Raw genomic sequence first — 23,513 nt, 5'->3', positions numbered from 1 at the left:
GAGCGGAATATCCTGAAAAAAAGCTCTTGCCGGCAAGTTTCCGGTGAACCTCGCCTGCGAAGCCCCCCCTAAACCCCACCAGGATTCGATTGCACCGTTGTTTCGCGGTCATGTGATCGTTCGTTCATCGGAATGATAAGCATTGAAGTTGCAGTTGTCGTGATCACGATGGATGGCAGGCGAGGCGCGACTTGAATCATCCGCAGATGGGTTGAACGATTCAATCCGATCCCACTCGGATCCGATGATTCAAGCAGGTGCGATGCCGAGGGAAGTCGCACGATCGAATAAACAGAATTGGCAATTGGGTTTGACGCGATAGCCGCGTCGACCAAAATTTGAACAGCGAGGACTGGCATCATGACTCATGCATTGGTAACCGGATCGACGGGGTTCATCGGTCGACAATTGGTCAAGCACTTGGTCGACCGTGGCGATCGCGTCACCTGCTTGGTGCGTTCAACGTCCAATCGACGCGTGGTCGATTCGGCAAAGGTGGACTTCGTTACTGGTGACGTGACCGATTTTGACTCTGTGTCCAAGGCCGTCCATGACGTTGATGTCGTTTACCATCTTGCTGCCGTCACGAAAGCGTTTCGCCGATCGACGTTTCTAGATGTAAATCAGAGCGGCGTTGACAATGTGGCTCGCGCGTGCGGCGATCGAGGCGGCAACACGACGCTGGTTTTGGTTTCCTCGTTGGCTGCCGCAGGACCATCACGGTTGGGCCGTCCGTTGACAGAGTCGGATATCCCGCACCCGGTATCGACCTACGGGATCACCAAGCTTGCCGGCGAAATTATCGCACGCCGTTACGCCGGTCACGTGCCGACCACCATCGTACGCCCGCCAATCGTGATGGGCGAAGGTGATGCCGACGGATTCGCGATGTTTCAAAGCATCGCCAGAACGGGCCTTCATTTTTCGCCCGGCCTTGCGGACACCGAAGTATCGATGATCGACGTCATGGACTTGGTGCGTGCGCTCACCTTGGTCGCCGAAAAGGGCAAGCGGATGGGCTCTCACGGCAACGACGCTTCGGCAGGCGTCTACTTTGCGGCCGCCGATGAAGTGGTCACCTATGGCGAACTTGGTCGCATGATCGGACGCGCGGTCGGTCGTGACAATGCAATTGTCGCACACATGCCCAAGGCCGTTGTGTGGGGCATCGCCGGGATCAGCGACTTGGCTGGCCGCATCCGCCGACGACCAAACATCCTGAATTGGGACAAAGCCCGCGAAGCAACCGCAGGTTCGTGGACGTGTAGCGCCGCGAACTTGATGGGAGACACTGGTTTTGCACAGGCAATGCCGATGGCGACGCGGATTCGACAAACAGCCGAATGGTACTTTGCCAACAATTGGCTCCCCATGCCACGAAAAGCACGCCAGCGTGGCCCCGTCGGATTGGAACAAATTCGAAACGCCAGCACCAAGACGCTCCGCGATACCTAAGCGGCGTCAACCTTGGAGGCGTCTGGAACGGTCGGGCCGTTTAATCCGCAAAGCAGCTCGATCGACGAAAAGTCGCCCGTTTACGCCCGATATTCGCTTTCGCATTCCTTTAGCGATGCAAACGTAGGCGAGGTTCCGTCGCCACGAGTCGCGTAAACCGTTGCTCTGGTTGACATTGAAGTGGTCCGCCGTGAAATTGATGGGGTTGTCTAGCTTTCTTGATGATCCACTTCTTAGCGATCGGTAATATGCTTCGACTGAACCTGCCTCTCGAACTGCTGGCCCAGCAGAAGTTGCAAACCTCGACCATGTTCGGATTGGTCGTGGCGGCAATTCTGTTCGGGTTATTGCTGATCTTCTTTTTCGTGTTCGCGAGATATTTCGGGTTGTGGATTCAATCACAACTGACTCGCGCCGACATCTCGTTTCTTGATCTGCTGGGGATGACCTTTCGTAAGGTCAACACACGGGCGATCGTGCGCAGCAAGATCATGGCGACGCAGGCGGGACTCGTGGATCCTGAATTGACCAGCGGCGCGCTGGAGGCACATTACTTGGCCGGCGGCAACGTTCAACAGGTCATCCGTGCCCTGATCGCGGCCAAGAAAGCCAAGACCATTTCGCTGACCTTTCGCGAAGCAACGGCGATCGACTTGGCCGGTCGCGATGTTTTGGAAGCCGTGAAGACGAGCGTCTATCCGAAAGTGATTGATTGCCCGCCACGCGGTTCGTCGAAACCATCGCTCGACGCTGTTGCCAAGGACGGAATCCAATTGAAGGTCAAGGCTCGTGTGACCGTTCGCGCCAACTTGCAGCAATTGATCGGTGGTGCGACCGAAGAAACGATCATCGCGCGAGTCGGCGAGGGCATCGTCAGCGCGATCGGCAGCGCCGCCAGTCACAAGGCCGTTCTCGAAAACCCGGACGTGATCAGCAAAGCCGTGCTCGCCAAACGCCTCGACTCGCAAACAGCGTTCGAGATTGTCTCGATTGACATTGCCGACATTGATGTGGGTGCCAACATCGGTGCTCGCCTGCAAGCCGACCAAGCCGAGGCTGACACCCAAGTCGCTCGTGCACGCGCCGAAGGCCGACGAGCCGCCGCGGTCGCCGAAGAGCAAGAGAACCAGGCCAAGATTCAACAAAGCAAAGCCCAGGTCGTTTTGGCCCAGGCCGCCGTTCCGGTCGCGATGGCCGAAGCGTTTCGGTCGGGCAATTTGAATGTCCTGGACTATTACAAACTGCAAAACGTGAACGCCGATACCGAGATGCGTCGATCGTTGGCCCTGAGCGCAACCGAGGCTGCGGAAGCTCGCGAGCCGAGTTCGACCTAGGCGACGACCTCGACCTCACACTCCATCCTTTCCTCCAATGGATCATCCATGTCGGGCGACCTCGAAGACTTCCTAAGACGCGCCGCCGAACGCCGCCAAGCCAAGGCAGCCGAGCAAACGCGAAGCGAAAGTAACGTACGGCGAACACCGGAGTATTCGGACAGTCGCACCGAGCGTAACGCGAGCGAGCAGCAGGAAGAGATTCTGATGGCCGAAATCGTGGACGATGACGATGATGGCACTTCGATCGCCGTTCGAATGAAACGAATCGAGGAAGCCAAACGTGTCGCCGCGGGAATGGAAAAAGAGGCTGCCGCGAAAATGAGGCAGGTCCGAGGAATGTTGCCACGCCAAGCTCAGGCGAAGAAAGTGTTTACCGGAAACACGGTTCAAGACTTGATTTCAACGATGCAGCGACCCGGCGGTGTTCAGCAGATGATTCTCATGAAAGAGATTTTTGATCGCCCGGTAGATCGCTGGTAATTTGGGATCGCTGGTAAGTTTGGCTCGCCCGGTTCCCCGAAGCTTTGCCTTACAAAGAATCGACGCGTCGCTTCTTCGTCACTCACACTGCCCAACTCGATTAGTTTTACGCATTGAACCAAGCAGCCGCGCCGATCGAAACCAACGTTCTTCCCCGCGTGCTGGTTGGCGTTTGCACGTTGAACGAAGTCGGCAACATCACGGCGATGATCGAGCGACTGCGACTGGTGCTGCCCGAGGCTGACGTCCTCATCGTTGATGACAACTCGTCCGATGGCACGTCGCAGGCGGTGACTCAATGGGCGTCTCAGGACAAGCACGTCAAGTTGCTGACCCGATACGAACGAGGCCTCGGCGGCGCGATCCGAACAGCGATGCAAGCGGCAGTGGACGGGAAATACGACTTCTTTCTGAATTTAGACGGCGACCTCAGCCATTCCCCCGACGACTTGCCCCGGTTGCTTGATCGCGCGGATCAGCAGCCACCGGTCGATGTCGTGGTGGGCTCACGCTACATCGACGGCGGACAAATCGTGGGCTGGCCGATCCATCGCAAGTGGATGAGTCGAATCGTCAATCGCTTCGCAACGCTCTGTTTGCGTCTGCCCGTAAAAGATTGTAGCGGTTCGATGCGATGCTACCGCGTTTCGTCGCTCGGCAGCATGGATCTGGCGTCGCTGCGAAGCAACGGGTACTCGGTGCTTGAAGAAGTTTTGGTGCGGTTGAACCGGATGGATGCGGCGATGGCGGAAGTCCCGATCACTTTCACCGACCGAACCAAGGGCGAGAGCAAGTTGACGATCCGGGAAGCGATCCGTTCGACGTGGCAGATACTGAATCTGGCGTTCCGTCGCTAATGACGGCTCAGTTGCCGAGAAATTACCGGCTGTTTGAACGCGCGCTCGATTGTCGTCTACAATGACGGTATCGAAGCGGCCTTGTCCCCCGACGGCAATTTTCATTGCGATTCGCGTCTCGGCCAAGCATCCCAAGAAGGTAGTCCATGTCGTCTGTATTCTCTCGGCGAACCGTATTGCGTGGCTTGGGCGCCGCCGTCGCGCTGCCGTGGTTGGAAGCGATGCATCGAACGACGGCGATCGCAGCAACGCCGGGCAAGCCGCCCGTCCGCTTGGGATACTTCTATGTTCCCAACGGCGTCCACATGCCTCAGTGGCGACCCGATCCGGTGCATGAGGATGCCGACCGCACCGACTTCGACCGCCCCTTGAGTGCCTTACCCGACATCCTTCGCCCGTTGGAGACCGAACGGGTTGCCGATCGTGTCGTCGTCGTCAGCAACTTGGAAGCCAAGCATTGTTTTGCCAAAGGGGCAGGCCACGAGCCGGCCGGCGGTGGTTTTTTGGTCGGCGCCCATTGCAAGCACTCCGAAGAACCCGAAGTCGGTGGCATCTCTGTCGATCAGCTCGCCGCTCGAAAAATCGGAATTCGCACTCCCATCGATTCGCTAGCGTTGGGCATCGATCCCGGGCACCGCGGCGACCACGGTTTTAGCGGCACCTACCTTTCCCACATCTCGTGGCGCAGTCGTACGACGCCCGCGACCTTGGAACTAAACCCCAAAGAATTGTTCGCTCGGCTGTTTCGGGACTCCAAACCCAAGAGCCCGAATTGGAACGTCCCGCCGGCTCCGGAATCGATTGTGGATATCGATCCCGTCCGTGGCAGCATCTTGGACTTGATCCAGGAAGACACGCGATCGCTGCAGCGGCAATTGGGATTCGCGGACCAGCGGAGACTCGAAGAATACCTTGATGGCTTGCGAAGCATTGAAAGGCGGATTGCCACGCATGTCGATGATCCTACATCACACCACGAGACTTCGTTCAACGAAGACCCCGCCAATCGCGCGCTTCACGAGGGCGAGTCGGCTGACAACTTGCCTGAATTGGTGATGCCCGACGGACGTGGCATACCATCGGAGTACGCGGAACACGTCGATTTGATGCTGGACATTTTGACGATGGCCTTCCGAACGGACACGACGCGTGTAGCGTCGTTCATGTTCTCGTTCGAAAAGTCGGGACGTTCCTATCCCGAAATCAAAGCCCCCGGGTCGCACCATTCGACGTCACACCATCAAGGCGACGCCGCAAAACACGCCGAATTGGTTCGCATCAATTCGCATCACATGGCGTTGTTTGCGGGGATGCTGAATCGAATGTCGCAAATCAACGAAGGCGATTCGACACTTTTGGATAATGTCGCTTTCCTTTACGGTAGCGGTATTAGCGACGGCAACAAGCACAACCATGATGATTTGCCCGTCTTGGTTGCGGGTGGTGGCGGAGGCCGATTCCGGGGCGGTCGGCACTTGTCGTTATCCAAGCCAACACCGATCTGCAACGTCTACTTAGAAATGTTACGAGCAGCCGGCATCGACCGCGATTCGTTCGGCGACAGCACCGACGGATTTTCGAAGCTCACCTGATCATGAATCGGACGCTCGCCGCCATATCGTTTGGAACTTCACTCGTCGTCTTGGCCGCATCGGCTATCGCCCAAGGCATCGGTGATTCCGGTCCATCGTGGGACCGCGACATTCAACCGCTTGTTTCGCGGCACTGTTATCGATGCCACGGCAACGATGAAACCCATGGCGACGTCGATCTTCGCAAGGACGAAAATCCTCGGTTGATTCTGCGCAACCGAAAGACATGGGAGGCCGTCGCGGACGTACTTCGCAGCAACGAAATGCCACCCGAAGATGCGCGTCATCTCGATCCAGACGACCGAGAAAAGATCATCACGTTCCTGGATATTACACTGGGCCAAATCGATTGCACGACGCTGCGCGATCCCGGCACACCCGCCGCGCGCCGGTTGACACGACACGAGTACAACTTGGCCGTCGAAGACTTGACGGGGCTGCCGATTCGGCCGGGCAACGATTTTCCGCCTGAACCTATCAGCTTTGGTTTTGCCGGTATCGGTTCGGCAAGTGGGCTGACGCCTGTCGACGTCAATCATTACCACGTCGCCGCTGAGTCGATCGCCGATGCGATTGTGCTGGCCGCAGAAACAGACGAAACGATCAAGGAACATTTCTTTGGGATTGATGATACTCCCCCGCCCAAAGCCGCCTTCACGCTGCTTGCCCGATTTGCAGATCGCGCGTTTCGCCGCCCCACCGACGAAGCGTTCCTAGCCGGACTCAATCAGGTCTATTTGCGGTCCATCGAGCAAGCTTCGGACCACACCGAAGCCATGCGAAATGCGATGTCCGCCGTGTTGATGTCGCCTCGGTTTTTCATGCGGATCGAAACGCCGCCGGATGGCGAGCCCGAAGAAACCGCGTATCCGGTGGACGGCTGGGATCTCGCGTCTCGGCTTAGCTTTTTCCTGTGGGCAGCGCCGCCCGACGAAGACCTGCGCAAGCTTGCCGAATCAGGACAGATCCTTGAACCGGAGGTTTTGCAAGGTCAGGCTAGCAGAATGCTGAAGAGCAATCGCGTTGCCGATGGACTGGTGCGAGGTTTCTTTGCACAGTGGCTGCAACTGCGGAGCCTGTCGACGCACCAAGTGGACGCGACGCTGTTCCCCGAAGCAACGGTGTCGCTTCGGCGGTCGATGCGTCGCGAAGTTGAGAGGCTTTTGATCGAGATCGTTCGTAAAGATCGGCCGATCACCGAAATTATCGATGCGAATTACTCATTTGTCGACGAGCGGCTTGCGTCCTTTTATGGGCTGCCTAGCCAAGTCGATGCGGGTTTCCATCGCGTCGCCTTGCCCGACCGACGTCGCGGTGGCGTGGTCGTATCGGCGGCTCTGTTGACGTTGCAATCCGATCCGGGTCGAACAAACGTTCCCAGGCGAGGCAATTATATTGCCGGAACGTTCTTTGGTGATCCGCCTCCGCCACCTCCGCCCGATGTGCCCGCCCTGGTGACCGACGACGCGGATACGAAATCGTTGACGCTACGGGAACTGCTCGAAATGCACCGCGCCGATCCTCAGTGCGCCGCCTGTCATGCGAAGATGGATCCGATCGGCTTTGCGTTAGAGAATTACGATGCGATCGGTCGCTGGAGAACCCACGACGCGGGACAGCCGATTGACGCATCGGGCGAGTTGCCGAAGTCGGGCGTCTTTGTGGGCCCCGAAGGCCTGAAGGACTTGCTGTTGTCACGTAAGGAAGACTTTGCAAAAACGCTCGCCGAGAACCTGTTGATCTATGCACTCGGCCGCGGCCATCGCGAAGTCGATCCCTGCGTCATCGATGACGCGTTGGAATCGCTTGAAGCGAACGACGATCGGTTCTCATCCCTCGTGATCGCGATCGTCAAGAGTTTCCCGTTCACGCACCGATCCGATCCTGCCTTTTAACGCTGAGTCGTTCAAAGGCTCTTTGAATCGTTTTGCCACCGTTCTGCTGTCGAGAGAATTTGAGTGCGTAGTGATCGTGTCCGTCGATTGACGCTCGTTTCGATGAGCGGGTTGCGTGTGGTTGACCCCGACCTGCTCCGTCGTGGATTGAGCTTCCCCGGTCTGCGAAAGCGGGCCAACGCGATTGCCTCACTGCCGCCACTGGGGCTGTTGACGCTTGCTGCGACGGTCGGCGATGGCTGGGACGTTTCGCTGGTCCAGGATGACGGCGGACTGCCGCTGGACCAGACACTTGAACAGATCATGGCTACGAATCCCGATGTCGTTGCTTTTTCTTCTTTGACGCCTGCGGTCAATCGAGCCGCCCTTCTTAGCAACCGGCTTCGTTCTCGATCGGTGACGACCGTGATTGGAGGTCTGCACGCCACCGCCGCGCCCGAAACATGCGTTGATCACTTCGACGCGGTTGCCGTCGGTGACGGAGAACGAATCTTTCCAAAGTTGCTAAGCGATTGGCGTGAAGGACGGCTGAAGCAATTTGTGCGGGCGGACGAACCCATCGCGATGACTGAGTCACCGGTTCCCGATTGGAGTCTGTTGGGCGATGCAACACCGCCGCGATATGCGATGCAAACAATGCGAGGCTGTCCTTGGGCGTGCAGCTTTTGTGCGGCCAGTCGTATGCTAGGTCCGCCCAGGACAAAGTCGGATCGTCAGATCGAACTCGAGGTCGAAGCTATTACGGCGAATCATATGCGGCCGTGGATCGAGTTGGCGGATGACAACACATTCGCATCCGATCGCGATCACGGCCCCATGCTGGAATCGCTTCGACGTGCCCGTGCGAAATGGTTTACCGAATCGGATTGGCGAATCGCCGACCGGCCCGAACTGTTAAAGGCGATTGCCAGGAGCGGGTGCCGGCAAATTTTGATCGGCTTGGAATCAACCGTCTTTCGATACCCGGGTATGGGCCGAAAAACGGCCGGTTTTCAACGGATGGTGGACGCCGCCCTTGCGATCCAAGAAGCCGGCATTGTCGTCAACGCGTGCTTCATCGTCGGCGCCGATGGCGAAACACGTCAGTCGATCGAACGTCTGGGCGACTTTTTGGAAACAGCTCCCTTCGGCGAAGTTCAATTGACTCTGCAAACTCCGTTTCCAGGTACTTCGATGTACCGATCGCTTCGTCAAAGCGGTCGTCTGCTCGAGGGCGACTTTTCTCGTTACACGTTGTTCGATGTCGTGTACCATCCCGACCTGATGACCGCCGACGAGTTGCGATCGGCGTTTGCCGACGTGATCAGCCAGGTCTTTCGTCCAGCCATGCACGCGCGTCGGAGTAAGATCATCCAATCCGTTCGCTCGTTTGTACGAAAGCTAACATGACAAAAGTTTCCGAAACGCGTGCGGGATCGAACAATGCAAAGTGGTGGGATGTCTTTTTGGCATTGGTGGGTGTCCGAACAAGCATTCATCGCGTGATTCATGCGCGGCGAGGATGGCTCTTTACCGGTTTCCTCGTTTGCACCGCCGCCTTGGGCCGCGAATACGACGGGATCAGCCTGTTGCATCAACCGGCTGACCTGCTCGGATCATTCGCGGCGTCGCTGTTGCTTTCGTCTGTGCTATTTTTGTGGTTTTGGGCGGGTTTGAACGCGTGCAAGATTCGATTGGTAGGGCCGTGGAAGCACGCCGTCGTTTTCTTGACGGGCTACTGGTTGACGGCGCCATTGGCTTGGATCTACGCGGTGCCGGTCGAATCGATGACCGATGAAGTCACGGCGCTTCGGTACAACCTGACCGCTTTGTCCGTCGTTTCGATCTGGCGAGTTTTGCTGTTCGCACGCGTCACGTCGATCCAATTTCGAATTCCGTTCGCCGTGTCTCTGTTCTGGATCCTGGTCCCGTGCATGGTGATCGCGTTCTTTGCGTTGATCAATTCGATCATGTCGATGGTGTCCATCATGGGTGGGATTCGACTGACAACGACCCAGCAGATGATCGTTGACTTTCAAGGCGTGATCTTGGGCGGGGTGTGGTGGTCGTTTCTGCCGGTGGTGATCGCGGCAATCGCATTGACCGTCTGGATGCGGCGCAAAGGAGGCGGACGACGTGTCGCGCGAACACTGCCGAACGTCAGCGCCGCGTCTTGGGCAATCCCCCTCGCTGTGTTGGGCGTTCTTATTGTTGGGGCGATTCGATTCCAGCCTGCACTTTCGCTCGCTCATCAAGTCGATGCGAAACTGCTAGACGGCAGCATCGCCGACGCCATCGCAATGATGGACCAGCACAACGAAGGCGACTTCCCAAGGACATGGGATCCACAGCCCCAGTATTCGATGCGGACGGAATCGAAACCGAGCATCGGCGAGATATCAAAGGCACTTCGAAACGAACAGCCGGCGTCTTGGGTCGTCGATCGAATGATGGTTCAAGCCGACGAGATCATTCTCCGCCAGGCCGGGTACTGGGGCGGAGCTGAAGGAACGCTTTCGCGACGAGAGCCGATGTTTTACCTCGATGTCGACACCATTCGCCGCCTGATCGAAGATCTGGAAAACACCGCTGGCCTACCGATCGCTGACCAAGCGTTGGCCGAACGACTCAAGGGGCTTCAGGCGATCGCCCAAGAGAGTCTTCAACCAGCAATCGATCGAGACGCCGACATGGAAAGAGCGATGGGCGAAATGGCAGTGGAGTGATCGATAGGCCATCAAACGATTCCGAATGATCGCATCAGCCAATTCAGGTAGACTATCGCGTTCATCCCAATCCGAATTAGTAAAGCGAATGAAGTCGAATCAGTCTTTGCGAATTTTCTTGTTTGTCTGCCTTGCAATTTGTTTGGTTGCGGACATCGGCTGTTCGCGTCGAACAAGCAGTCCCGATTCGCGAGAACGGGACACATCGTCTTCACCCCCCGAAACTACGACGTCAGAACCTGAACCGAGTGTACCGAATCGCAAGTCGCTCCGCTTTGATCCCCAGATGCCCGACGGATTTGCGGGCTCGGACCAGTGTGTCGAATGTCACCGTGATCGCTACGAAAGCTATCGGTTGACTGACCACAGTCGTTCGTTGCGATTCCCGGATCTCGACGAAGAAGTGGTCGATGTCAGTTACCGTCACGATCGAAGTTCACGTTCACATCGGGTGACTCGTCAAGGAAACCAACTGATCCACGACATCGTCCTGTCGATCGGTAACGAGGAACTACTTGTCGACAGCAAGCCGATTGATTGGGTCGTTGGAAGCGGTGCCTTCGGTAAGTCGTACCTGATTAACGAAGCGGATGGTTGCGTCCAGGCGCCACTGACCTACTACACCCAGAAGCATTCGTATGAGATGTCGCCAGGTTTCGACATTGTTGATCCGGTCGACTTTCAACGCCAAATCAGTGACGAGTGTCTGTTTTGCCATGCGGGAATCCTGTCTCGCGAAGACAACAACGAATTGAAGTTCACCGTTTATGAAATGGCGATCGGGTGCGAGCGATGCCATGGCCCGGGCGACGCTCACGTGCAGTTGTTTCGCCAACGTGACAAATCGGGTCACCCACTAGCTTCCACGATGATCGTTAATCCAGCGAGCCTTGACCGAGATCGAATTCAATCGATTTGTGCCCAGTGTCATTTGCAAGGCGACGTGACGCTCCAGAAACCGGGGACCGACGCGTGGAGTTTTCGCCCCGGAAATCTGCTGTCGGATACGAAAAGCGAGTATGCCGTGGGCAAGGAAAGCGATAACGCGTTTGTTGGACATTTTTCGCAGTTGGAAGCGAGCGCGTGTTACATGAATTCGGCAACGATGAGCTGTGTGACTTGCCACGATCCGCATCATTCAGATGCCTCAGCAGGAACCGTCGATGATAAGCGTGCGAAGCGGTTAGAGCAAAACTGCGTCCAGTGTCATCAGGAGAATGAATGCGGCGTAACCCTGCGGGATAGAATCGATCGGGCAGACAACAGGTGCGTGACTTGTCATATGCCTCGTGGAGAAAGTGAAGTGCCGCATGCGGACATAACGAATCATCGAATCGCCGTGTACGAGGCTACTGATGTTCTAAATGGTGGCGGTGAAGTGATCGCCGAGGCCCAGTTCGCGAATAGCCAACTTCCGAATCCTCGAGCCTTGCTCGATTCGACGGTGCCCGAATCCAGTGACCGTAAGCTGAACGAAGCACTTGCAATGGGCGAATGGTGGTTGAACAAAGCTCCAGCAACGGTGATGACGACCGAAAACTGGACCACGGTGATGGATGACTTGCGGCGAGCGATTTCGAAAGAGCCGAATCCCTCCAATGAGGCAGCCATCATTCTTGCTCGCCTTATCCACGAACAATTGCTTGAAGCGGGCGACGAGATGGATTCCGATCGTCAGCTTCTGCTTTGGCGTGAGGCGGTCGGCCTTGCGACTCCTATTGAAAAGGCAGGAGAGGCCACGGCATACATGCGGTCCGAAGCGCTCGCGATCCTTGCCGATGCCGCATACGAGTTCGGTCAGAATGAGGAATCAGCGTTGCGGTACGAGCGGGTCGTCAGCATTCGCCGCGTGGCGTCGGACTGGTACAATCTGGGGCTTGTCTATGGTCGGCTAAGACAGTTCGAAAAGGCCGAGTTCGCGCTTCAAAAAGCGATCTTGTTGAACCCCGTTTATGCCAAACCTCACCGTTCGCTGGGAAGACTCTATGAGAACGTTGACCCCGCAAGCGCGTTTGAATTGAACCGGCGAGCTGACCTGTTGGACCGCCGATTTGTCTTGCCCTGACCGAGTGGGTGGGTTTCGTTCAGTCCGCGATCGGATCATCGATTCGTTGGCAGATGGGCTATACTGGAATTGATTCGCTGTCCGCACGCCACTCTTCGTCGTTCTTACCGATCGAGGTTTCTTGATGCCTGTTTCTTTTTCTCGCCGCGCCGTTTTGCGAGGTATTGGGACGTCGATCGCCTTGCCATTTTTGGACGTGATGTCGCCAACGCGGTTGCTTTCGGCCGCCAGTCCCGAGAGTGGCCCACCCGTTCGGATGGGCTTTTTCTATGTGCCCAATGGCATGCACATGCCCGACTGGACGCCACAGAAAGTAGGCTTCAAGTTTGATTTACCACCCACGCTGGCGAAGCTTTCCGATCACCAGGGTCAAATCAATGTGTTATCGGGCTTGACGCTCGATGGAGCGCGGGCACACGGCGACGGCGGTGGTGACCACGCGCGCAGCGTTGCGGCATTCCTGACGGGAGCCCACCCACGTAAAACGAATGGCGCGGACATCGAAAACGGAATTTCCGTCGACCAAATGACGGCCAAGTATGTGGGTGACGCGACGCGGTTTGCATCACTCGAATTGGGTTTGGAAGCCAGCGCCCAAGCCGGGAACTGCGACAGCGGATACAGTTGTGCGTACGCGTCGAATATGTCATGGCGTGGCCCCACCAATCCGATGGCAAAGGAAATTGATCCGGGATCTTTGTTTGATCGCTTGTTCGCTGGCCAATCGGTCAAGGAAACCAAACAGGCGCAGAGTGTTCGCGAGAAGTATCGCAAGAGCATTCTGGATTTCGTGCTCGAGGACGCGAACCAATTACACAAGACGTTGCCGGCTGTTGATCAACGCAAGCTGGACGAGTACCTCTACTCGGTTCGCGATGTCGAAAAACGCATCGGAGGTACCGAACGCTTGCGGATGACTGAAGACGGAGTCCCCGACTATCCGCGGCCCAGCGGTGTGCCCAAGGAACTGAGTAAACATTGCGAACTGATGATGGACATGGTGACGTTGGCGTTTCAGACCGACAGCACTCGAATCCTTTCGTTCATGTTCACCAACGCGGGCAGCAACCGCAGTTATCCCGAAATCGGTGTCAGCGAAGGGCACCACGAGATTTCGCACCATGGAAAGAGCGAAGACAAGCAAGCCAATATCGCCAAGATCAACCGCTTTCACCTGGAACGATTCGCCTACTTGCTCGAGCGTATGAAACAGGTTCCCGAGGGCAATGGCACGCTTCTGGACAACTGCATGTTGGTATACGGCAGTGGCATCAGCGACGGGGATCGCCACAATCACGACGACCTGCCCATCGTGCTGGCAGGCGCGGCCGGCGGCAAACTGAAGACTGGTCGCCACATCAACTACGAAAACGGGACGCCGCTCTGCAACCTGTACGTATGGATGATGCAGCAAATGGGAGCCAAGACCGACAAGTTTGGCGACAGCAACGGTTCGCTTGCACAACTGGGCTAGCGGTTTGCATCAGCGTGGCATTCGCGTAGCGGAACTCGTTAACGGCTCGCGCCTTTCCGCTAGGATTCTGATTGCGACAGAAAGCATCGTTCGCGGTCAAACCATTGGGCGTGGTACGAAGTTGCGCAGAAAAGTATGGCTTTGAACGAGCGCTAGCTTTCGATCTTCGTCCGATTTTTCGAACGCTCGATCTTCGACTTCGACGCACACCGGGCCACGGTAACCCGTATCGGTCAGGGTCGAAAAGAATTGTCCCCAGTTCACATCACCCATGCCGGGCAACTTCGGTGAATGGTACAGGTTCGGGTGGGCCAAGATGCCGACCTGATCGAGCATGGAGTGATCCACGCGTACGTCCTTAGCGTGAATGTGGAACAGCTTGTCGGCGAACTGATGCATCGGTTTGATGCAGTCCATGTGTTGAAACACCAGGTGCGACGGATCGTAGTTCAGTCCGAAGTGATCGCTGGGGATGTCATTGAACATTCGATCCCAGACCGCCGGACTGTGAGCCAAGTTTTTGCCGCCCGGCCATTCATCGGCGGTAAACAGCATGGGGCAGTTTTCGATGCCCACTTTGACGTTTTCGGATTCAGCGTGCCGGATGATGGGCTGCCAGGTTTCCAAAAAACGAGTCCAGTTATCGTCAACGCTTTTGGTCCAGTCTCGGCCGATAAAGGTTGTCATGTTGCCGACACCCAGCAAAGCCGCGGCCGTGATCACCGATCGAATGTGTTCGACCGCGTGTTCGGCTTCGGCCGCGTCGGGCGAAAGGGCGTTAGGGTAGTAGCCCAACGACGAAATGCTGACACCGTACTTGGCGGACAGCTCGTGAATCGAGGCGATGCCGCGATCGTCAAGTTCGGCCAAGTTGATGTGAGTCACGCCGGCGTAGCGTCGCGTCGACTTGCCCAGCGGCCAACACATGACTTCGACACAGTCATAGCCGATCTCGGCAGCCGTCCGAAAGACTTCTTCGAGCGACAAATCCGGGGTGATGGCGGATACAAAGCCGAGTTGCAACATGGATTCAACTTTTAAGTGATTGGGCGAGCCAGCGTGACGGCTTCGTTTTATGCCGACGCGACGGCGGCAACAAGTCGCAAGCCACGACTCGGCGATCGAGTTGTGACGGCCATGGCCGGTTGCGGGATCTTCACGGCGGCGACCACGTCGGTTACGGTTTTCGGCTAGTTGTACCGCGGGATGTCTGCATTGGCGTCCAAGGCGGGCTGGACGTTCCGAGAAACCGTTGTTTGGAAGCTTGTTCGATGTTGCACGCTGTGATCATGGCCGGGGGAAGCGGGACTCGTTTCTGGCCCGCGAGTCGTAAATTGGTTCCGAAGCAACTGCTGGCACTCTCGGGTCAACGTACGATGATCCAATCGACGGTCGATCGACTGGGCGACCTGATCCCGCCTGAGCGTCAAATGATCGTCACCAATAAAATTCTGGTCGAAGCGGTCCGCGAACAACTTCCCGAGTTGCCCGCCGCCAACGTGGTTGGTGAACCTTGCAAACGGGACACCGCGCCGTGCGTGGGCTTGGCTGCCGCGATGATCAAGCGGACGGATCCCGATGGGACCATGGTGGTCATGCCGTCGGACCACGTGATTGCTTCCCACGCGAAGTTCCAGGCTGCTTTGGCGGCTGCGGAAAAGCTGATCGACGAAGATCCCACGCGTATCGTGACTTTCGGAATCAAGCCCAGTTACCCGGCCGAGTCGTTCGGGTACATCCAACGAGCTGACAAGATCGCAGCCGATGGCGTGGATGCCTACAAGGTAGAAAAGTTCCGCGAAAAGCCCGACCGTGCGACAGCAGAATCCTATGTTGATGCCGGAACGTTCTTTTGGAACAGCGGTATTTTTGTGTGGCGTGCTTCGACCATTCTGGACGCGCTGGAAACGAATGCGGCGGCGATGAGCGTTCACCTGCACGCGATTGCCGACGCGATGGGACGTCCCGATTTCGACGACGTGCTAGAGCGAGAATTCACGGCGATCAAAGGAACTTCGATCGATTACGCGGTCATGGAAACGTACAAGAATGTTGTTGTGATCGAAGCACCGTTTCCTTGGGATGACGTCGGCAGTTGGCAAGCTCTGGCGCGGTTGAACGATCCTGACGAGCACGGCAACACCGTCGTCGGCTCGCACATCGGCATCGACACGAAGGGCGCGATCATTATGACGCAGCCCGGGCACACGATTGTCACGATCGATGTGGAAGACTTGATCATCGTGCAAACGGCGGACGCGACATTGGTAGCGCCCAAACACGCCGAGGAACGCGTCCGCGAAGCGGTGAAAGCTCTGGAAGACAAGGGCTTCAGCGATAAACTTTAGCCCGCGACTTGACGACGGGTAACTGTAACTCACTCGACATCTGATCTCTCCAGCCGCGTTCAAACATGACAAACAACGAAATGCCTTACGACTCATTCCTGCTCGTTTCCTTTGGTGGACCCGAGGGCCAGGACGACGTGATGCCGTTTCTGGAAAATGTTTTGCGTGGCAAGAACGTGCCGCGCGAGCGGATGTTGGAAGTCGCCGAACACTACAAGCACTTCGGCGGCGTCAGCCCCATCAACCAGCACAACCGCGAGTTGATGGCGGCAATCAAGGCTGAGTTTGCCTCGGCGAACATTGATTTGCCGGTCTATTGGGCGAACCGTAATTGGGATCCGTTATTTCCCGACACGCTTCGTCAAATGAGGGACGACGGGTGCAAGCGGGCGCTGGCATTCTTCACCAGTATGTTCAGTTGCTATAGCGGTTGCCGCCAATATCGCGAGAACATCATTGCGGCTCAGGAAGAGGTCGGCGAAGACGCCCCGATCGTCGAGAAAGTTCGCATGGGCTTCAACCATCCTCGCTTTATCGAAACGATGGCCGACGCGGTGCGTCAGGCGGCGGCTTCGATCGACGTGAAGCCGGACGACACGCTGGTCATGTTCACCGCCCACAGCATTCCGATGGGGATGGCGGACAATTGTGACTATTTGAAACAGTTGCAAGAGTCCAGTCGTTTGGTGGCCGATGCGGTCGGCGCGGCGAATTGGCGTTTAGTTTTTCAAAGCCGCAGCGGGCCGCCCCAACAACCGTGGTTGGAACCGGACGTTTTGGATGCGATTGCAGAAACCGACGACGCGTCCAAACTGTCGTCGTTGGTCATCGTTCCGATCGGTTTTGTCAGCGATCACATGGAAGTCATGTTCGACCTGGATGAAGAGGCGGCCCAGTTGTGCGAACAGCGTGGTATCGCCATGGCACGGGCGAAGACGGCGGGCACGTCGCCGACGTTCGTGCAAATGATTCGCATGCTGGTCGAAGAACGACTCGGCCGCACCGATGACAAGCAAGCCATCGGCCCGCTCGGCCCATGGCACGACGTGTGCCCGGCCGATTGCTGTACTTACACGCCGGCGCGACGTCCCACGCCGGCTTCGTAGTCGACGCATCGGCGTGGCAGAAAACATGGTGTTGGGCGAGCAGCCTATGAAAATCCACTACCAATGCTGGATACGAAATTATTCGCTGTTCGCACTACGCAAAAACGGTTCGGAACTTTTCGATGATGTTGGGGATCCGTTCGTACGGATTCTCTTCTTCGAATTCTAGGATTACGAACCCCTGATAACCAGCATGTTCTAAGATCTTGGCGATCCGGTCCAGATCGGCCGGGTAGGGTTGGTTGTCGGGCGTCCGCATTGCGACTTTGACCTGAACGTTTACGGCGAAGGGGACACACTTTTCAAGGTCGCCGTAGGGGTCATCCGAAAGGAAGTTGCCAGTGTCCAAGTTGATACCGACCCAGGGACTGTTGGTCCTTTCCATCAATTCCAGCATCTGTTGGCCGGTCAGGTTGCCGTGGTTTTCGACGCCCAGAAAGATTCCCTTTGTTGCCGCGTACTCGGCGCATCGCGCGAGTGCTTCCGATGCTTCGACAATGCGATCGGGGTGTGACGCTAATTGAGCAGCGGTGCCGGCAAAGAAGCGAATGTGAGGCGCGCCCAGGATCGCCGCACGATCGATCCAGCGAATCGCGTCTTCGACTTCACGGTCCAGTTTGGGGCCTCGGCCGACGGTGAAGTTGTTACCGATCGCCGTTCCCGAGATCGTGACTCCGCGAATGAAGGCTTCGCGTTTGATGTCCAAGAAATACTGGTCATCCGGGTCGGGGCGAAAAAAGTAGCTGGTCAATTCCGCGGCATCGATCTTCTGGGCGACGCAGTAGTCAAGAAAGCCGATCATGTCGAGCGCGGGGCCGCCGGGCGCGGCTTTCTGCGGCTTGCCTTTCATGAACCCGAAATAATCGCGGAACGAGTAGGCGGCCAATCCGAGTTGGAAACGGGGCGGACCTGTCCGCTCGATCGGTTCACGTCCCCAGGTGGTTGTGGTTCCCTGAGTCGCCATCAAACCCGCGGCAGTCAATTGGATAAATTCACGACGTTTCATTTGGATTCCGAAGGTTGAAGTTTTCCGAGTTGGTCCCAAAGTAGAGCCGAAGCACGAATGCCCCGATGGTAATCGGCGATGCGGAACTTTTCATTGGGACTGTGTGCGTTATCGTCCGACAAACCCCATCCCAGTAGCAGGCAATCGCACCCGAGAACCTCTTGGAATCGCGTGACGATCGGGATCGATCCGCCTTCGCGAATCAAGACGGGCTTCTTGCCGAAGGCCATTTCGATGGCTGTGTTGGCCGCAGCCATGTACCGACTATTCGTGTCCGCCAACATGCCCGGCGCGCCGTGGTCGGGCGACAATTGGTAACGAACGCCTGGCGGCATGTGATCGGCAAGGTGTTTCTCTAGCGCCGCGGTGATCTTCGTCGGGTCTTGATTGGGTACCAATCGGAAACTGAATTTCGCCGACGCGGTCGCGGGAATGATCGTTTTCACGCCCTCGCCTTGATGGCCCGCCGTGATGCCGTTGACGTCGAACGTGGGACGAGCCCAACGCCTTTCATCGGCGGTATACCCGGTTTCGCCGAACAGTTCTTTCACGCCGATCGAATCCGCAAACGCGGCTTCGTCTTGCGGCAGGTTCTGCCATGCTTCGCGTTCGGACGCGACGAGATCGACGACGTCGTCGTAGTACCCCGGGATCTGGATCCGGCCTGTCTTGTCGACCATCGATGAAAGCACGTGGCAGATTGCGATTGCCGGATTCATGACCGCGCCGCCGAACGATCCGCTGTGCAAGTCCTGGCTTGGACCGTCGATTCGCAATTCGTACGTCGCAATGCCGCGCAGGCCGTACGTGATTGCCGGTTGGCCGTCGGAGTACTGACCGCTGTCGCTGATCACGACACAATCACACGCCATCCGATCGGCCAAGTCGGGAAGCATTCGTTCCAGATTCTCGCTGCCGACTTCTTCTTCGCCTTCGATCAAGAATTTGACTTGAATCGGAAGCGGTTCGCCGTTGGCGATCCAATCGCAAACGCTTTGCACGTGCGTCAGGACTTGGCCCTTGTCGTCAGTCGCACCGCGTGCGTAAAGGTTGCCGTTTCGGACGGTTGGGTCGAATGGGTCACTGATCCATTGGTCAAGCGGTTCGACGGGTTGGACGTCATAGTGTCCATAAACGACGACCACCGGGGCGCCAGGTACCGGAGCGGTTTCGGCGATCACCATCGGGTGGCCTTGGGTGGGTACCAGTTCCACTGCCAAACCGGCGCCGCGGAACTTGTCCATCAACCAGTCCGCCGCTCGTGCAACATCGGATTTCCGAGATGAATCGCTGCTAACGCTGGCGATACGGAGCCATTGGACCAGGTCGTCCAGGTGTCGGTCAGAGTCCTTTTCGAGGGCATTGAGAATCGAGGACATCGACATGAAAGGGACAACTTTGATTTTTCGTGGATTTTTGGGACTGCCGGTTGGTATCCGCCCGCGCTACAATAGAAGCAGCGATCGCGGACACCGATTATTCAGATAGTAACGTGTTGCGATGGTACCAAACGTATGTACCGAGCCGAAATGATACGAAGAGTCTGAATAGCAAGGAGTGTGGTCCACAATGGCAGAACAACAATCAATGGTGGCCGAGCCTGAAGTCGAGATCAGCCGAAGACAGCAGCGCGACGAAAAACGGAAGCCCAAGAAGCAGCCTCGCTATAACGTGGTGCTTTGGGATGACCCTGACCATAGTTACGATTACGTCGTTTTGATGATGAAGCGGTTGTTTCACCATCCGATCGAAGCCGGATTCCAGATCGCCAAACAGGTCGACCTAGGTGGAAAGGCAATCTGTCTGACCACAACGTTAGAGCACGCCGAATTGAAACGCGACCAAATCAAGGCGTTCGGTAAAGACGAGATGATCGCGCGGTGCAAGGGCAGTATGTCGGCGACGATCGAACCCGTCACGGAATAACAGCGAAGTCCGTTGTTATCAATCGGCCGCAGGAATCAGCCGCGGCCGTTTTTCATCTTGTCACGGGCGCGTGACAGCACCGGGCCGACGCTGTTCAGACTCATGCCAACGGCGCGGCTGATTTCGTCGTACGACTTGCCTTCTAGATGGTACATCCGGACCACATTGGCTTCGGTCGAATCCAGACGCATCATCAGTTGCTGAATTTCTTCACGGTCATCGATTCGCGAGATGTCGGATTCATGGTGACCGTTACCTTCCCCGCCCGCTTGCCCATTGGATGACTGGCCTGATGCGGAGACCTCGGCAGCGGATTGAGTCAGTCGTCTTGCGATGACTCGCCGCGAGACGACGGTCAAATAAGTCGCCAGCGAACTGTTGCGACGGAACCGGCGCAGTACCGCATAGTCGCCAGCGACGAGCGTCAGAAAGACATCCGCCACCAAATCGTCGCGTGTCGCCATATCGATCGTCAAACCACGCGACTGGGCCGTGTGGTTGGCGACATGGACGACAAGCCCCAGGAATCGGTCAACGAAGTCTTGCCACGCGCGTGGAGCTTGGTCCAGGCATCGTTGAAGCAGAGCACGGTCGACTTCGGAGAGACTCACTCGAAAAGCACCGATCATTAGGTGGAAAACTGATTGGCCGAATTCACCGATCGCCCCAAATGAAAGCCACACTGACTGGGGGGGAGTCGTTGAATCCGCCAAAAACGGCGATCTCCCCATCCGAAATCGACGAATAAGGGATAGACGCATAGTAGGTAGCAATGATGCCGATCGCAAGCATTCCCTGATATTCCGATCGATCGATCCATTCCCCTGGGTGGGGCTCCATCGCGTGACCAAGTTGACAACACGGTCGTGCGGCCGTGATTACGTGACGTAGGCTTCCTTATCGATACCCTTTTACCGCTCTCCCCGGACGCGTTGTCCCGTATGACCAATACAATCCCTACAAACATGCCGGCGAACTCTGACTGTACCGTTGTGATGGTAGAGAGCAGCAGAGATTTTTCGTTGAATTCCGGCTCCCAGTCGACACCGTCTCGGGTAGGAAACTTGCTGGCCGGCCTTCGAGAATCGGTCGCTGCTGCGGAATTTGGCGCTGCCGATTCGAGCGACTTGCCGTTCGAGAATCGGTTGGCAGTCGTTCGGTTGGGAATGGCAACGTCGCTGTTCTATTCGCTGCGAACGAAGCACGCCCCGACCGCTGCGCACTGCCTGCGAGTCGCGCTGTCCTGTTCGGCATGGGCGCAACGGTTGGGTTTGGACGAAGATACGCGTGACCGAATCGAGGTCGCTGCGTTGCTGCACGACTTGGGGAAGATCGGGATTCCCGATCGCATCCTTCGGAAGCCGGGCAAATTGTCTGTCGACGAACAACTGACGATGGAGCTGATCCCCGAACTGGGCTGCGAGATCTTGCGTGGTTGCACCGGCGATCACGAATTGCTGGACATCATCCGTTACGCCAACACGTGGTACGACAGTCGCCGGCATGGCGATGGTCCTCGTGGCAGCGCGTTGCCGATCGGTTCACGAATGCTGGCGATCGCAGATGCTTTTGACGCGATGACGACGGATACGGTTTACCGGCCCGCCATGAGCCGTGAACGCGCCATTCAAGAACTAAACCAACATGCGTCGACTCAATTCGATCCCGAATTGGTCGGCGAATTCAGCCGCATGCTGGAAGAACGGCCCGAGATGCTTCACCGCATCGTCGTCGATCGTTGGTTGCGTCAATTACAGGACAATGCGGCTCCGTCGATTTGGGGGACGGTCGCCGAATCACCCGCCAGTCGCAAATCCGCATCGAGTGTCGTCCACAAACGCGAAGTGCTGTTCTTTCAACAAATGTTTGCAAACCAGAAAGACGGTGTCGCCTTCACCGACGGCGAAGGCACCATCACTCACTGGAATGCATCGATGCAGCGATTGACGGCGATCGCCGCCGACGCGATCGTTGGTCAACGATTCAGCAACGATTCGCTTCGATTGCGAGACGAAGACCTCGTCCGTGACGAGGACGCCTGTCTGATCCGCGATTGTCTGGCCCAGGGCAGCGCGATCGTCCGTTCGATGATGATCGAGCAGCCCGGTAAAACTCCGACTCCGGTGCAAGTGCATGTATCGCCCGTGGCCGGTTCGGTCCCCGGCGTATACGGTACCGTTGTCACGGTGCGTGACTTGTCGGATCAAGCGACGCTGCAAGAGCGTCTTGAAGCGCTTCACCATCAAACGACACAAGATCCATTGACGGGCGTTGCCAACCGCGCGCACTTCGACAATCAATTGGAAGATCTGACAGAAGCGACAATCGCCGGCGGTCCGAGTTTTAGTTTGATCATCTGTGACATTGACCACTTCAAACGCGTGAACGACGTTCACGGCCACCCCGCCGGTGATGAAGCGTTGAAAAGCTTTGCCGCCGTCCTTCGTGCCCACAGCCGCGATGGCGACACGGTCGCACGATACGGGGGCGAAGAGTTCTTACTGTTGGCGCCGAATTGTGACAACGCAACTGCATCGAAACGCGCCGAAGCGATTCGTATTGCACTCGAATCAACGCCCCTGCCGTCGCTGGGTGGCGAGGCCGTCACCGCCAGTTTCGGTGTAACCGAGTTTCAATCGGGCGATACCGCCGAAACGGTACTGGCGCGATCGGATAGGGCGCTGTTGAAAGCAAAAGACAACGGTCGCAACCGCGTCATCCAATTGGGTGCCGGGAATGTGATGCAGTCACCGGCCGACGAAACCGTCGCCACCCGCGGTTGGTTGGAATGGTTGACAGGGTCAGGGCCGATCGAGAACGGTGAATTCGATATCGTCTCGCCGGTACCTGTTGATTTGGTGATTGAAAAATTGCGAGGCTTCATCGCCGACCACAACGCCGAAATCATCAGCGTGGACGAAAACCAAGTGTCGATCAAGATGAACGCCACGTATTCGCGTGGCGGCCGACGGCGAGCCGACCAGCAAATGGCTCTGCGAGTCCAATTGACGCTTAGCGAGAGCCGCGAAGAGCGTTCGACCGGTCGGTCCTTCAATCGCACCAATGTGCACGCCCAGTTGCAACCAATTCGCAATCGCGATCGACGCGGCCAGGACGTCGCAGCATGCTTTTCGCAGGTAATAAACAGTCTGCGAAGCTACTTGATGGGCGAATTGATGCGTCCGGATTCGGCCTAGGCACTTGCGGGGGCTGGACGGACCGCTATCGTCCTGGAAACTTATGGTTTCACCATCCCTTTCCAAGGAG

Annotated in this window: 19 protein-coding genes; 15 read left to right on the top strand and 4 right to left on the bottom strand. The window is 56.9% G+C overall.

Annotated elements, in window-relative coordinates:
- The first annotated feature begins 360 nt into the window (after nucleotides 1–360).
- The 10 genes from Poly51_RS24550 to Poly51_RS24505 all read left to right on the top strand — a co-directional run bounded on the left by Poly51_RS24550 (nucleotide 361) and on the right by Poly51_RS24505 (nucleotide 13,860).
- Complete coding sequence (locus tag Poly51_RS24550) at nucleotides 361–1,455, top strand: NAD-dependent epimerase/dehydratase family protein (protein WP_146461063.1); 1,095 nt, start codon at nucleotides 361–363, stop codon at nucleotides 1,453–1,455.
- Between the two features lie 308 nt (nucleotides 1,456–1,763).
- Complete coding sequence (gene floA, locus Poly51_RS24545) at nucleotides 1,764–2,789, top strand: flotillin-like protein FloA (RefSeq protein WP_390621808.1); 1,026 nt, start codon at nucleotides 1,764–1,766, stop codon at nucleotides 2,787–2,789.
- Between the two features lie 48 nt (nucleotides 2,790–2,837).
- Nucleotides 2,838–3,272 carry a hypothetical protein gene (locus Poly51_RS24540; RefSeq protein WP_146461062.1) on the top strand — a complete coding sequence of 145 codons (435 nt, stop codon included), beginning with the start codon at nucleotides 2,838–2,840 and terminating at the stop codon, nucleotides 3,270–3,272.
- A 113-nt stretch (nucleotides 3,273–3,385) separates the two neighbouring features.
- Nucleotides 3,386–4,129 carry a polyprenol monophosphomannose synthase gene (locus Poly51_RS24535; RefSeq protein WP_261344129.1) on the top strand — a complete coding sequence of 248 codons (744 nt, stop codon included), beginning with the start codon at nucleotides 3,386–3,388 and terminating at the stop codon, nucleotides 4,127–4,129.
- A gap of 146 nt (nucleotides 4,130–4,275) precedes the next feature.
- On the top strand, nucleotides 4,276–5,721 hold the full coding sequence (locus Poly51_RS24530) for a DUF1552 domain-containing protein (RefSeq protein WP_146461060.1): 1,446 nt from the start codon (nucleotides 4,276–4,278) through the stop codon (nucleotides 5,719–5,721).
- 2 nt (nucleotides 5,722–5,723) lie between these two features.
- The gene (locus tag Poly51_RS24525) at nucleotides 5,724–7,616 is read left to right on the top strand and encodes a DUF1592 domain-containing protein (protein ID WP_146461059.1); all 1,893 of its coding nucleotides are present in this window, start codon (nucleotides 5,724–5,726) and stop codon (nucleotides 7,614–7,616) included.
- Between the two features lie 63 nt (nucleotides 7,617–7,679).
- Nucleotides 7,680–9,005 (top strand): B12-binding domain-containing radical SAM protein, encoded by a 1,326-nt coding sequence (locus Poly51_RS24520; protein WP_246114740.1) that lies wholly within the window; start codon nucleotides 7,680–7,682, stop codon nucleotides 9,003–9,005.
- Nucleotides 9,002–10,321: a hypothetical protein gene (locus Poly51_RS24515; RefSeq protein WP_146461058.1), complete on the top strand. Its 1,320-nt coding sequence runs from the start codon at nucleotides 9,002–9,004 to the stop codon at nucleotides 10,319–10,321. The genes Poly51_RS24520 and Poly51_RS24515 overlap by 4 nt, the downstream gene beginning before the upstream one ends.
- Before the next feature lie 286 nt (nucleotides 10,322–10,607).
- Nucleotides 10,608–12,386: a tetratricopeptide repeat protein gene (locus Poly51_RS24510; protein ID WP_186775782.1), complete on the top strand. Its 1,779-nt coding sequence runs from the start codon at nucleotides 10,608–10,610 to the stop codon at nucleotides 12,384–12,386.
- Between the two features lie 124 nt (nucleotides 12,387–12,510).
- Entirely contained in the window at nucleotides 12,511–13,860 is a 1,350-nt protein-coding gene (locus Poly51_RS24505; RefSeq protein WP_146461054.1) for a DUF1552 domain-containing protein, read from the top strand.
- A gap of 96 nt (nucleotides 13,861–13,956) precedes the next feature.
- Here the strand turns inward: Poly51_RS24505 and Poly51_RS24500 are convergent, their stop codons facing one another.
- Nucleotides 13,957–14,886, bottom strand: a complete 930-nt coding sequence (locus Poly51_RS24500; protein WP_146461053.1) for a sugar phosphate isomerase/epimerase family protein — start codon at nucleotides 14,884–14,886, stop codon at nucleotides 13,957–13,959.
- Nucleotides 14,887–14,901: 15 nt separating this feature from the next.
- Here Poly51_RS24500 and Poly51_RS30710 point away from each other — a divergent pair, with 15 nt between their 5' ends.
- The 3 genes from Poly51_RS30710 to Poly51_RS24490 all read left to right on the top strand — a co-directional run bounded on the left by Poly51_RS30710 (nucleotide 14,902) and on the right by Poly51_RS24490 (nucleotide 17,314).
- Nucleotides 14,902–15,054, top strand: a complete 153-nt coding sequence (locus Poly51_RS30710) for a hypothetical protein (protein WP_186775781.1) — start codon at nucleotides 14,902–14,904, stop codon at nucleotides 15,052–15,054.
- Nucleotides 15,055–15,131: 77 nt separating this feature from the next.
- Nucleotides 15,132–16,208, top strand: a complete 1,077-nt coding sequence (locus tag Poly51_RS24495) for a mannose-1-phosphate guanylyltransferase (RefSeq protein ID WP_146461052.1) — start codon at nucleotides 15,132–15,134, stop codon at nucleotides 16,206–16,208.
- A gap of 65 nt (nucleotides 16,209–16,273) precedes the next feature.
- Nucleotides 16,274–17,314 (top strand): ferrochelatase, encoded by a 1,041-nt coding sequence (locus Poly51_RS24490; RefSeq protein ID WP_146461050.1) that lies wholly within the window; start codon nucleotides 16,274–16,276, stop codon nucleotides 17,312–17,314.
- 94 nt (nucleotides 17,315–17,408) lie between these two features.
- Here the strand turns inward: Poly51_RS24490 and Poly51_RS24485 are convergent, their stop codons facing one another.
- Together Poly51_RS24485 and Poly51_RS24480 are read right to left on the bottom strand one after the other, a co-directional pair.
- Nucleotides 17,409–18,320 (bottom strand): sugar phosphate isomerase/epimerase family protein, encoded by a 912-nt coding sequence (locus Poly51_RS24485; protein ID WP_186775780.1) that lies wholly within the window; start codon nucleotides 18,318–18,320, stop codon nucleotides 17,409–17,411.
- On the bottom strand, nucleotides 18,317–19,699 hold the full coding sequence (locus tag Poly51_RS24480) for a dipeptidase (RefSeq protein WP_146461658.1): 1,383 nt from the start codon (nucleotides 19,697–19,699) through the stop codon (nucleotides 18,317–18,319). Before Poly51_RS24480 ends, Poly51_RS24485 begins: the two co-directional genes overlap by 4 nt.
- A gap of 190 nt (nucleotides 19,700–19,889) precedes the next feature.
- Here Poly51_RS24480 and Poly51_RS24475 point away from each other — a divergent pair, with 190 nt between their 5' ends.
- Nucleotides 19,890–20,246, top strand: a complete 357-nt coding sequence (locus tag Poly51_RS24475) for an ATP-dependent Clp protease adaptor ClpS (protein WP_146461049.1) — start codon at nucleotides 19,890–19,892, stop codon at nucleotides 20,244–20,246.
- 35 nt (nucleotides 20,247–20,281) lie between these two features.
- Here the strand turns inward: Poly51_RS24475 and Poly51_RS24470 are convergent, their stop codons facing one another.
- Nucleotides 20,282–20,857 carry an RNA polymerase sigma factor gene (locus Poly51_RS24470; RefSeq protein ID WP_146461047.1) on the bottom strand — a complete coding sequence of 192 codons (576 nt, stop codon included), beginning with the start codon at nucleotides 20,855–20,857 and terminating at the stop codon, nucleotides 20,282–20,284.
- A 411-nt stretch (nucleotides 20,858–21,268) separates the two neighbouring features.
- Here Poly51_RS24470 and Poly51_RS24465 point away from each other — a divergent pair, with 411 nt between their 5' ends.
- On the top strand, nucleotides 21,269–23,443 hold the full coding sequence (locus tag Poly51_RS24465; RefSeq protein WP_186775779.1) for a sensor domain-containing diguanylate cyclase/phosphohydrolase: 2,175 nt from the start codon (nucleotides 21,269–21,271) through the stop codon (nucleotides 23,441–23,443).
- Nucleotides 23,444–23,513 lie beyond the last annotated feature (70 nt).

The sequence above is a fragment of the Rubripirellula tenax genome, assembly GCF_007860125.1.
Classification (GTDB): domain Bacteria; phylum Planctomycetota; class Planctomycetia; order Pirellulales; family Pirellulaceae; genus Rubripirellula; species Rubripirellula tenax.
This window is presented reverse-complemented; position numbering and strand designations above follow the sequence as displayed.

Excerpts from the sequence above, each read along its gene's own strand:
- Poly51_RS24550 (WP_146461063.1), top strand. The coding sequence starts at position 361 with ATGACTCATGCATTGGTAACCGGATCGACGGGGTTCATCGGTCGACAA.
- floA (WP_390621808.1), top strand. The coding sequence starts at position 1,764 with ATGTTCGGATTGGTCGTGGCGGCAATTCTGTTCGGGTTATTGCTGATC.
- Poly51_RS24540 (WP_146461062.1), top strand. The coding sequence starts at position 2,838 with ATGTCGGGCGACCTCGAAGACTTCCTAAGACGCGCCGCCGAACGCCGC.
- Poly51_RS24530 (WP_146461060.1), top strand. The coding sequence starts at position 4,276 with ATGTCGTCTGTATTCTCTCGGCGAACCGTATTGCGTGGCTTGGGCGCC.
- Poly51_RS24525 (WP_146461059.1), top strand. The coding sequence starts at position 5,724 with ATGAATCGGACGCTCGCCGCCATATCGTTTGGAACTTCACTCGTCGTC.
- Poly51_RS24515 (WP_146461058.1), top strand. The coding sequence starts at position 9,002 with ATGACAAAAGTTTCCGAAACGCGTGCGGGATCGAACAATGCAAAGTGG.
- Poly51_RS24510 (WP_186775782.1), top strand. The coding sequence starts at position 10,608 with ATGCCCGACGGATTTGCGGGCTCGGACCAGTGTGTCGAATGTCACCGT.
- Poly51_RS24505 (WP_146461054.1), top strand. The coding sequence starts at position 12,511 with ATGCCTGTTTCTTTTTCTCGCCGCGCCGTTTTGCGAGGTATTGGGACG.
- Poly51_RS24500 (WP_146461053.1), bottom strand. The coding sequence starts at position 14,886 with ATGTTGCAACTCGGCTTTGTATCCGCCATCACCCCGGATTTGTCGCTC.
- Poly51_RS24495 (WP_146461052.1), top strand. The coding sequence starts at position 15,132 with ATGTTGCACGCTGTGATCATGGCCGGGGGAAGCGGGACTCGTTTCTGG.
- Poly51_RS24490 (WP_146461050.1), top strand. The coding sequence starts at position 16,274 with ATGACAAACAACGAAATGCCTTACGACTCATTCCTGCTCGTTTCCTTT.
- Poly51_RS24485 (WP_186775780.1), bottom strand. The coding sequence starts at position 18,320 with ATGAAACGTCGTGAATTTATCCAATTGACTGCCGCGGGTTTGATGGCG.
- Poly51_RS24480 (WP_146461658.1), bottom strand. The coding sequence starts at position 19,699 with ATGTCCTCGATTCTCAATGCCCTCGAAAAGGACTCTGACCGACACCTG.
- Poly51_RS24475 (WP_146461049.1), top strand. The coding sequence starts at position 19,890 with ATGGCAGAACAACAATCAATGGTGGCCGAGCCTGAAGTCGAGATCAGC.